The sequence below is a fragment of the Dactylosporangium sp. NPDC005555 genome (assembly GCF_040605635.1).
In the GTDB taxonomy this organism is placed as follows: Bacteria; Actinomycetota; Actinomycetes; order Mycobacteriales; family Micromonosporaceae; genus Dactylosporangium.
Window position 1 is genome coordinate 1 of sequence record NZ_JBEXDG010000121.1, and the last position, 10,984, is coordinate 10,984.

Genomic DNA, 10,984 nt, shown 5'->3' on the forward strand with positions numbered 1-10,984 from the left:
ATCGGGATGCATAGCCCCGTCCGGTTTGAGCATTCCCTGACAGGAACAGCGAGAGCTGCTTAAAGCCCTGTCCACTGTTCAGGGGGAACCTCAGCGTGCGTCAGGAGCGCCGCAAGCTGAGCGGCAACGGCCGGCGCGATGGGACCGGACTCGACATGCGCCGAACCTGCCTTATCCACGGTCGTGCGCAACTCTGGGAACGCTCGCCCGACGTCGAAACCGGCATCCTCCAGCGCTACTGCCAAGGCATCTGCTGCACGCTGTGCCGCCTCGTGTCCGGCCATGTCCATCTCGCTCTCGTCCGACCCGACATCGCACTTGGGCGGGCCGTGTGGCCAAAGCGTGCCGTCCTCGTCAGCCTTCTCGGCACAGTCCGAACCCGGAACCACATTCGAGGGACGTCTAGGGACTTCTTGACTAGAATCGGCTGCATTCGATGCCTCATGGGAGGTCAGCGTGCGACACCCTCTCACCCGAGCGCTCGCCAGCGCCGGCCTCAACGCCCTCGACGTCGCCACCCGCCTCCAGGTCGACCCCAAGACCGTCGACCGTTGGTTCAACGGCCGCGTGCCTTACCCGCGCTACCGCAACGAGCTGTCACGCCTGACGGGCTGGGCCGAGGCAGATCTCTGGCCTGACTGCGTCCCGCGAGAACCGCAGATCGGTTCGGACGAGGTCCGGATGACCTACGCCCACCGAAGCCTCGTCCCGCTCGACACGTGGCGTTCGGTCTTCCGCCGAGCCGCCAAGGCAATCGACATTGTCGCGTACAGCGCTCTCTTCCTGCTGGAGGACCCGGTCATCCTTCGCATCCTTGCCTCGAAGGCCGAGGACGGCGTACCGATCCGTATTGCCCTGGGCGACGTCAACAGCCGACACGTAGGAGTCCGAGGCGCCGAGGAGCAGATCGGCGACCTCATGGCAGGCCGCATCCGCAACGCCTTCGTCCTCATCAAGCCGCTCCAACGCCTCCCACACGTCACGGTGCGCCTCCACGACACCGTCCTCTACGACTCGATCTACCGCGCCGACAACGAGGCCCTAGTCAACATCCACATCCACGGCGTCCCAGCTGCCCACGCCCCGGTCATGCACCTTCAGCTTCACCAGCTAGACGGCCTGGCTGCCAGCTACATGACCGCCATCGAACGCGTCTGGTCCGTAGCTACCTCCTACGCCGACTAGCCTTACCAGCGCGCCGAGCCTGCCGAAGCTGCCGCTCGCCCAACCGGGTTGCGTGGTTCGACCAGACCCGCCGGAACTCCACCATGTGCTCACCCCTGTGAAGCTTCTCCGGATCCAGCGCGCCCTCGACTCGTTCCATGTACGCCTCGAAGTACTCAGCGAACCCGGCAGCCTCGTCACTGGCCAGCGCAGCGGCGTAGCCAACCGCCAGGTCATCCAGGACATGTTCACGAAGCCGCGGACTCGCGATGTGCAACGTCAGGTAGTAGGACGCTTGCGCGGCGACCGCGTATCTCACTGCCCACCTGCCGCAGCCGGCGCAAGCTGTGTCAGCCTCGCCCGAGTGGCCGCGATTTCTATCGAACGTGACGGATGCTCGGCTTCCTGCGGCCGGAGTACGCAATTCTGCACGCATTGCGACGTCACCCCTATTCGTGACTGGCCGGCAGAGCCCGGTCCTCCCGGCAGAGACTTCAGGGTCCCCTGGTGCATACGGAGACTTCCACCACTCAACCCAGGACGTCTTCGGACGTCGTACATGTCTGCAGAAATTCTGAAGAGCTACTGCGCGGTAAGCAGCAAGACACTATCGAACCGATCCGCTAGAAGAACGTGGGTCGGTAGACATCTACGCAGACATGAATCCGCCCGAGCAAAACCATGTGCTTTCCGCCATGGCTCGATAGGCAGCAGCATTCCAGGAATTTGGCCGTACCTTCGACCAGCTTAAAGCCATCTCTGCGAGATGTTCGCGGACGGCTATATCTCCAGCGGCCTCATGTTGCTTTGAAAGAAAGCTGGCGATGCCGGCAACCTCGTCATTCGCTTGCACGGCATACAATTCTTCAAGACCAAATACCTCGAAATGATGGGACACCCGGGCGGCAAGCGACTCTGGCCACGACGAAGGGGGCGATACAAAGAATCGGAACGGTGGTGGGCTTACCTCGACTACCTCGGCTACGAGCCAGGCGGTTTCGTCGATACTATCGAAATACGGATGTAGCGTTTGAGTCTCGACAGTCTGGGGACGGCTGTCGGTCTTGATCCTATTGCACTCGGAGCAGGCGGGGATCAGGTTGTCCGGCACGACGGAGAGCAGAGGAAATCCGGTTTTTGGTAGATGGTGATCGAGCGTTGTTACACTTCGATGACCGCAGAGTGGGCAACGCTTTGCCGCAAGCCGGATTGCATCGTATATCTGGCGACCAGGCGCTTGGCGTCCGACCATTTTATCAGTGTAGACCTTGACAAGGTTACTCTGAACGACATCGGTGGTTCCTAGCGCAGGCGGAGGCCAAAAGAGCGACTCATCAAGCGAGTGGAGCGTAGCGGCTCGCGCGCCGAGTTCGAATTGTTTAGCGGCCGTTACGACGAACGGCTCAAGTGCCTGGTACCAGGACCTCATGGGCTCCTTGGTTCGAGCCAAGCACATTTGGAACGTGTCACGTGGTGTCCAAGCAGGACGGCTTAATGGCCACACAACTATCGCGCCCTACGATCTCTAATCGCGATCAAAGTACGTACGATGCCCTTGGCTTCAGTTCCCAGTTGGTGGCGGAATTGCTCGACGACTTCCTCGTATGAAAGGCCGGTCGACACTGCCTGGGCCAATTCATTATGGAAGCCGGACTGCGTGGTTTCGAGGCCAAATACCTCGCGGGTTAATGTTCCAACATTTTCGCCGAATGTTTCTAGGTCGGGCCGATCTGCAGCTTTAAGATCACCAACACGCCGCAACATCCAGACACAAGTTTTGGGCGTCTCTTGCACCACTACCGGTGAGTGAGTAGCGATAATTGCCACACCGTTGCGGTCTACCAGCAGATCTGAAAGTGCACGTATGAAGGCGGCAAGCAGTGGTGGATGAAGATGTGTCTCCGGCTCGTCGATGAGAACAACCGTTCGTTCAGTCACGAGGTCGGCAAGATAGCTAATCGCCAATGCAACGATTTTATGGCCCGAGCTAAGATGGTTGAAAACTTCCTCTACCTGCTCACGTGCAGCAGGCTCTGTGTCATCTACTGTCAGCTGCTCTAAGCCGTCGCGGAACAGGGGGTCGGTTCCGAGTGTCTCCAGCGCATGCCGCCATCTAACTCTGCGAGCCCCAACAAGACTCAACACCACCTCCGCAAACTGCATCGAAGCGGTGCGGCCTTCGGGGCTGTGATTACGATCTAGCGTGACGTGAGTGTATTGAACATGCTCGCCAGCGTCGACCGGCTTTAGAACATCGAAAGCGCTAAAGCTGATTGATATAACGTTAGCAAATGCAGTAGAATCGGCCCGCTCCAAGTCGACCACCTCGTCTACGTTGTCATTGGAAAGTGGCCGGACGACGGCTTGGGCAAACCTGTTTAGCAGCTGTGTCTTGCCGACGCCATTACTGCCAATCAAGACATGGACATTGGTAGGCGGCTTCGATCCGGGTATCACTTCAAAGTCGAGCTGAAGCCCCTCGGAAGCTCGGTAAACGATTCGATATTCGACAAATGTTCTGCCACCCGTTGCAATACGGTGATACTGTCCAACAACTGTCTCTTCTACAACGGAGCGAAGAAGCGACGTGTCCATTGCCGGATCATGCCTGCGCCGTCGGAAGAGTTCCTGATCGAAGGCGGCATCACGTAGCGCGCGCAAGATAGTCTCGCGAGCGTCATCTCCGAGCGCCTTAAGGTTCTCGTAGTAGTCGACATCCTGGCCGAGCGAAAAGAATTCGTCAGAAAGTGCATGGAACTGGTTTGGAATAGATGTCTCGCCACCGTCCGTCATGCCGATTCTTGCGATCTTTACCGCGCCAAGCGTTACATAGTCACGGCCATCGGACGAATAATGTACGTGAAAAAGCGTTCGGAACGATCCGTCGTCCCAATTATCCCTTTCGAGGAAAATGCCTGCTTTCCCTGTGGTCGGCCGCGCGGTGGCCGGCAGTACGATGAACTGCATGCGTCCAGGGTATAGTCCATGCGCCTAAAAGTTGAGTTCAAACTGTACGTTTTTGCAACTGAGTGTCGGCGAGCGCTACCGACTACGTAGCCTCGTGGATCAATCGCTGATGCGGATCTTGCGCTTAACCTATCTTGAATTACCGATCTAGTGTTTGTTTGCGCCGAGTGCGTTCTCGGTCAGTAACCGCAGGATACGCTCAGCGTTCGCCAGCGGGTATGCAGCCCAGTGGTGCGCCAGAGAAATCGGAATAAGAGCGTCATCGTAAAGGCGAGTCCCCAGTCGATCGAGCAAGGCGAGAGTTCGTTGCAAGGTGCTGTACCGCTCTAGGCGGCTCAGATCGTCGGCAGGGCCTTGGCGCTTCGGGTTGGGACCTTCACGTTTTGTATCATAAGCAACATCAGCATCCGGCAGGATGGTAATGCACAGAAGTTGACCATCCTCAGCATGATAGAAGAGTTTCCTGCCAAAATACGTCTCGTCAAGACTGTTAACTCTCAGCCGCTCGGTCATGTATCCGTGGCTCAAACGCATCATATGCTGGGGCTCGATAAATCGGCGAATCCCGTGCAAATGTTCAACGGGGTAGCCGCTCTTCGCAACACCGATCACGGCCGGCGGCTGATGTCCTTTCGCTTTGGCGCGGGCCGCGAGCGCTTGCCAGGCGCCGCGAAGACAACGCTGGAACCGTGCAGCCTGTCCAAATACCGCCAGGTCGCCATCGCAAATGAATGCGGTCTGCTGAAGCAGCTTCGGCGACAGTTCTTCAAAGCCTAGAGCGACACCGAAGAGAACAAGGTGCTCAATCAGCTGATGAGTTCTGCCGAGTGCTTCGCCGTTGCTGGCATCTGGTTGGAATGCCTCCCAGATCCGCAGTGTATCTGTAGGCCACAGAATGCCCGTGCACTTCGGGCACGAACCCGGCCTGTCCCATGGGACGCGAATGCCAGGGCGCGCAGCTTTCGGGTCGTTGAGGTCGCATTTCTTATTAGGACATTTGGTAACTAGCTGAAACCCGGCGAGCGCGGCTTCTGATTGTTCTTGCAGGCCGTACCTGGCGATTTCGTGCAACAACTGTACTAGGGTACGTCTCTGGATCTCTGTTTGTGCGAAGAGTTCGAACATTTCTGCTCTGAACGCGACTACGGGATCCGAGTAGTCTCTGTGTTCTAGATATGATCCCGGCAGAAACCCTGACACCACCGACGATTCTATTGCGTCAGCTATGCGTGCAGGATCGACGAATTGACCAGGCTGATCTAGTAAGTTTTGCAGGCTAATAAAAATGCCGGCGATCTGCATATATAAGACGCGAGTAGAAGGGTAGCGGTCAAATGCTTCTTGAACTTCATGTCCTGATCCGTCGACTGCCACGACATACTGGATTTCTGGCGTAAGTGGCTGCTGGAGGTCGGTCGCTGCCGACACCAATTTTTTGATCTGGGTCGCGTCGAACTGAGTTTCAGGACGTTTGTAGAGTGACAGCCGTTCACCGATCACTGTGTTGGTGGTGGTAGGAAGGTGTCCCATCTTGGACGCCAGCTCGTATCGGATGTTGCCTCTTGGACTCGCGGAGTTGTATGGCATCTTGTCACGCTTCCGATTCGTCGGCTTGCGCCGACGGCCGAGCGCCGCGGCCATCATCATAGATTTCGTCAGGGTCGGGGCAGTCGTCGTAGTTATCCGTGTCACCGTGCTCAGGGGCGAAGTCGTAGCTCGGCTCGGTGGGTGCTTGACCTGTCATCTTCCGAACGTCATTAACCATTTTGAGATCAAACTTCGAAACCTGGACTGGCAGGGTGTACGGAGAGGAATCTGTTCGCAGACGTACAAAGCCCCGGTCGTCTGCCGTCAGGATCTGCTCTGTGAAGTCGCCAAAGTCATAATATTTCGCTAGTCGCTGGGTCTCAGATGCGTTGTTCATGTACGCGCATACCCAGTTCGCAGTGTTGGAAAGAATCATGTCATCGACGCTAGACACTTCTTGGGTTGCGTAGATCATTCCGATCTGATACTTGGCAGCCTCTTTAGCTAAACGCACATATGGGTCGCTGCTCTGGCTTGCCTGATTGAATTTGTCGCGGTGCAACAAGCGGTGAGCTTCTTCAAGAAATATCTGCATCGGCCTTGGTGGAAGACCTTCGCGAAATCGTTGCGATGCTCGTGTAAGAATGTCAGTCACCACGCGTTCGGCGCACGTTTGCAGTACCTGCTCGCCACCGCGTGAAAGATCAACAATTACAATCCTGCCACGAGCCAGGTCCCCATATATTGACGGTGCAAAGTCAGTTTTCGCGTTGGCAGCGTGGTAGGGTTTCATTGCCCGCAATTGCTTCCACCCGCCCGCGGATCCTGCGGGCGAAACCATTTCGACGACGCCATCGACGCCGGGATCCCCGCTTCCGCCTATCGATTCGTCAGCGATCCACAAACGAACGGCCTCGACGTCGTCGACAGTAAACTTTTTGCGGGCAGTAGCAGTTGCCCGCGCTATGCTGCTTGCTCTCCGCGCGATTATTTCGCAGGCGATTAGAAGTTGCCGTGAATTTAGGCTTAGGTAAACGGTGCCCTGCACGCCAGTATCTAGCTCTTCTGACTGGTCGAGAAGAGCGCGTGTATGCTGGTTGACTGGTAAATTGAAACGCCAGCTGATAGCAGGCCATAGTCCTGCCTTTACGAGCGCCGCAAAGTACATGGCTCGAACCGCCTCGATGCGACGTTTATCGCCCATGGAGTCGGTGTCTTCAGGTGCGCGGCTTGGATCGGAGCCCAAGAAGCTTTTCACATACTGCACCTTGAGATCACCTAAAAACGTGGAGATTAAGCTCCAGCAGCCTTCGATTTGAGATGCATCGAAGAAGTTTAGCGACAATGGGCGGATTCGTTTCTCTCGGTCTTGCGCCGTGGCACCGAGACGATAGATCCGAACGTCATCGCCGAGTTGTGACAGTGCGGTATAGTCCTGGCGATTGGCGTAGGCGTACTCACCTGCAGGATCAAATATCAGTTGTCCAACGCGTGTACCTGTCCTGTGGGAATAGAGATGGACTGCGGCGGCAATGACCTTCATCGTGTTAGATTTGCCGGCACGCGTCATGCCGAATACGGCGGTTTTGTGAGCGACGAAGTCTTTGGGTCGGACCTTGACGTCAACCTCGGTTTGCCGGCCGTCCTTGGCGCTGATTTGTTCCCGGCGCCTGCTTGACGAGTATCGCAGCACACCGACTTTCATGCTGGTGTCAGTGTCGGGGAGGTCGGCGTTTGGCGCATCGTCTCCGTGCTGCTCATTGGGACGCTCGCCCATGGGCAATTCCACATGATCGACGATTGCCTGTAGACTAGACCCGTGCGGTTTGGCCACCACATAACCTGCAGCCGCATATACTGCATCCACGTCTTTGCCAAATACCAGAATTCCGTTATCGTCCTCAACAAAGGTTCCGAGTACCCGGCACCTAAACGCAGCCTGTTGCATTACCGACTTCGTTAGTACATCCGTTTTCGGTTCCGGTGGATCCGATTCACGGTAATAGTTTGTAATCGACCGGTCGGTGTGTTCGGCACGCAGGTGAACCAGTTCCGACTGGTTTGGTAGGGCCGTTTCGCGAATCACTCTGAGGAGGATGATGTTTCGATCCTCTGGCAGCACGTCCTTTGCCGCCTTTGCAGGATCATCGAGTCCGTGTGGATAGGCAAGAAGAAGGCAGTGCTGAGGGAGCCCACGGGCGCGCTCAAGCCACCGGTCGTTTGTAAGTATGCTTGCTTCGTGATATCCGAGATCGAATATGCCACCGATTCTGATTGCATTCTTGAGTAGGCCATGCAGGGCCGACTCTTCTGCGACCGCCTGGGCGCCCAGTGAGAAGGACATATTCGTTTCTCCACTTCTATCGCAAGCGGGCGTACATCGGACGGTGCTCATGATGCACGCGAGGACGTGAGTTGTCATGAGTGGGAACCGTTTAGCTGCGCGGGCCTGCCCGTTCGGACCCTGTTGTCGAGGCGTGGATCTGGCACGCCGAGCACGTGCTCTGTCCAAGGGCGTGGTATGCATCGGAGTCCGGCAGATCTGTGAAGTTTGTAATTAGCAACTCCTCACGCTGGGGACGTTGGCGCTTCCCATCGGGCGAGGCCTTTAGGCTCGCGGCGGAATATCTGTGCTTGGCGTGAAGGACGTGGCGGCCTTCATGAGCCGGCGGATATAGTTCACGCGCAAGTGGGTTATCGTCGTAAGATAGGATCCAGTTGTAGTCGTGCGCCGCCGTCAGGGTGGATGCAAGGCTGCGATGTTCATCATCGCCGAACGCCCATGGGTAGAGAAACTCGGCTTTGTCGATATATGGCGGATCCAGATACACAAGAATTTCGCTCGCAGTTAGAGTTTTGCTGTACTGCGCTTTCAATCTCGCTAACGTGGTTCGCCAGTCCGTGTTCCATACGTCGAGAATTCTGCCGGAGTCGGCAAGTTCTCCAACTGCGCGTAGCCGCGCCGCAAGTCCGCCCTTATTGAAACGGCAATCAATCTTGTATTTGGTAGATTCTGACTGATTCTTTCCGCCAATTGGACCGGCTCTGCCGTGGAGGATGCCGGAGAATGTTGTTCTATTTAGAAATAGGCACTTCAGCGCTTTGTCGCGCCGATTTCTCGGGTGATAGAGGCGGAACCATTCCCACTTGGCGACTGTGACCTCGATTTCCATCATGCGGTCAATCAGCCAGTTTGTGTCGAAGGCCGCCACGTACCAGAAGGAGTTGACGAGTTCGTCGACGTCCGCCAGCACGGCGTGCTCAATGACGCCAGTCCCCACTAGGCGAAGGGTTGTCGACGCTCCGCCGCAGAATGGTTCAACGAATAGTCGAGGGCGGGGAACGTTCCCCTTAACTATTTGTTCGATTATTGGTACCAGTTGCCGCTTGGCGCCTGGATACCTAAGAGGGCTAATGACGGATTGGCTGAAGATCTGCGGGTCCGTAACTGGCCGAGGCTTAACCTCGACCTCGTCAGGGGCCCACGGCTTGCGTCTTCGTGCCAGGTTTGAGCTGCTTCTGTCGATCCGCCTGTTCGCCACCAAGGTCCTGTTCTCGCGCGTCGAGCGAAGCCAAGACTAGCGTTAAGAGGCATGGGTTGTGTACCCCCGGCAGGCCCTTGGTCGGCAAGGTCGTCTCGCCTAGTGCATAAGATGGGGTTCGGGCGGTGGCGGAGAGATAGCCAGCGGGGTCTGCAGGGTGGCACGGCTTGGTGGGATCGGGTAGATGTGGAGGTGCAGACCTCTCCCGTTCAGGTCAAGCTTCGAAGCTGCTGTATCGGGTCGCCCATTTCCTGCTTGTTGCGCGGGACGTGCAGGCAGTCGTCACCCTGCAATGGAGAAGTTTAGGTTGACTGCTGACATAGCTCGGATTCCAGTGCCAGTTTTTGCTCGTCAACGGTGTGTTAGGGGCAGCAGCCAGGTGGCTCGGGACGGTATATCGCTGGCGGACGGACGTGTTTTGTATTGTGGGTACGTCGTGATGCTTCGGCAGGCTGGCGGTTGTGACCTAGCACCGCTTGGCGAGCCGGTGCCGACCCTGTGATGGTGCCCCGGCGGCGCTCTGGCCGTCCACGCCGTTATCGCTGCCGCCGGAGTCGCCCAGCCGGCGACCGTGGCGGCAGCCTCGTCGTCGAGCGTGGCTGGTCGTTCGCTACGGAAGGGCCACTGACAGGCATACAGGTCGAGGTCAGTGACGCGGTCTCACGGGCGACGCCTACGTCGGGCCGTGTGAACGCCGAATGATGTGCCGTCGATCTCGATCGTGCGGTTCGTATGGTGCATCGTGCGCTCCACCGACCTGGGTCGACCCTGCTCACCGGACCTTCGGCCCGGCTCGCCATGGGTCGGCGGGATTCCCCGCGCACGGCTTCGCCGTGCTCCCCGGTGGGGGAGCTTCGCTCCACCCACACCCCCTCAAGACCGTCGCGGGGGTGCTCTTGTCGCGGCGGCTGCTGGGCGTGACTGTGGTGAGCGGCTGGCCCTCGACGGTGATCGAACGTTCGTATGGTGCATCGTGCGCTCTGCCGACCTGGGTCGACCCGGCTCGCCGTGGGTCGGTGGGATTCCTCGCGCAGCCTCGGCTGCTCCCTGGTGGGAGAGCTGCGTCTCACCCACGCCCCCTCAAGACCGTAGGGTGGCTGTGCCTGTCGCGTTGGTCGCTGCGCTCGGGCGCGCTTCGTTGCGTGCCCGACTGCTTGATCCGGTCGTCGGGGTGCTCCTTGCAGGGCATGTAACGTCCCTCTTTTGCCGGCCGGTGAACTGCCTCTGGAGTGTCGCTGTCTCCATGAGACCGTAACCGCGGGGTCCGACAGTTTTTCCGGCTCGTCCGAGCGTCGTGCTGACGGCCGGCCAGCGCTAGCGTCCGGCTTCGGAGGACGGTTCCGGCTGGTCGAACTGTCGTTGCTCCGGGGTGGGCTGGGGTGTGTCGGGAGGCGCGTGCTCGATCGCGTGCCGGGCCTTACTGAGTGCGTCGGCCGCCTGGTGGATCTTGGAGAACGCATCGGCGTCTGCCGGTGTTGGCGTATCGCGTTCCGGGGTGGGTTCCTCGGGGTTCGGTTCTGCGGCGGCTGCTCTGGCCGTTGGGTGTGTCTCGGGCTGGTCTGGTGGCGTGAGTTGCTGGTGCAGGTTGTCGAGGTCGACGGTGGGGTGGGCGTGGGGCTTGGCGGTGTCGACGATCGTGGCGAGCTGTGGCCACCATGGCCGGCCGAGTCTGGTCATGCCGTCGGGGAGTCTGAGCGGCCTCGCGTTTTCCGGACAGCTTCTAATTGGCCTGCTTTATGCGGCGAGCTGTCGGTTCAGGTACTCGGTGTGGGCCTCATGTGGGG

Annotated in this window: 7 protein-coding genes; 1 reads left to right on the top strand and 6 read right to left on the bottom strand. The window is 58.3% G+C overall.

Translation table 11 applies throughout. The features are described from left to right. Positions 1–456 precede the first annotated feature (456 nt). Complete coding sequence (locus tag ABZS58_RS50325) at positions 457–1,185, top strand: XRE family transcriptional regulator (protein WP_354791881.1); 729 nt, start codon at positions 457–459, stop codon at positions 1,183–1,185. Between the two features lie 628 nt (positions 1,186–1,813). On the opposite strand, the gene ABZS58_RS50330 is transcribed toward ABZS58_RS50325, so the two are convergent. The 6 genes from ABZS58_RS50330 to ABZS58_RS50355 all read right to left on the bottom strand — a co-directional run bounded on the left by ABZS58_RS50330 (position 1,814) and on the right by ABZS58_RS50355 (position 10,877). After that, positions 1,814–2,593: an HNH endonuclease signature motif containing protein gene (locus tag ABZS58_RS50330; RefSeq protein WP_354791882.1), complete on the bottom strand. Its 780-nt coding sequence runs from the start codon at positions 2,591–2,593 to the stop codon at positions 1,814–1,816. Between the two features lie 77 nt (positions 2,594–2,670). Then, complete coding sequence (locus ABZS58_RS50335) at positions 2,671–4,131, bottom strand: AAA family ATPase (protein WP_354791884.1); 1,461 nt, start codon at positions 4,129–4,131, stop codon at positions 2,671–2,673. 147 nt (positions 4,132–4,278) lie between these two features. Continuing rightward, a complete protein-coding gene (locus tag ABZS58_RS50340; RefSeq protein ID WP_354791885.1) occupies positions 4,279–5,778 on the bottom strand; it encodes a hypothetical protein in 1,500 nt (499 codons plus the stop codon). After that, complete coding sequence (locus ABZS58_RS50345; protein WP_354791887.1) at positions 5,723–8,002, bottom strand: DUF87 domain-containing protein; 2,280 nt, start codon at positions 8,000–8,002, stop codon at positions 5,723–5,725. Before ABZS58_RS50345 ends, ABZS58_RS50340 begins: the two co-directional genes overlap by 56 nt. Positions 8,003–8,093: 91 nt before the next feature. Next, complete coding sequence (locus ABZS58_RS50350) at positions 8,094–9,200, bottom strand: DNA adenine methylase (RefSeq protein ID WP_354791888.1); 1,107 nt, start codon at positions 9,198–9,200, stop codon at positions 8,094–8,096. 1,314 nt (positions 9,201–10,514) lie between these two features. Further along, a complete protein-coding gene (locus ABZS58_RS50355) occupies positions 10,515–10,877 on the bottom strand; it encodes a hypothetical protein (protein ID WP_354791889.1) in 363 nt (120 codons plus the stop codon). Positions 10,878–10,984 lie beyond the last annotated feature (107 nt).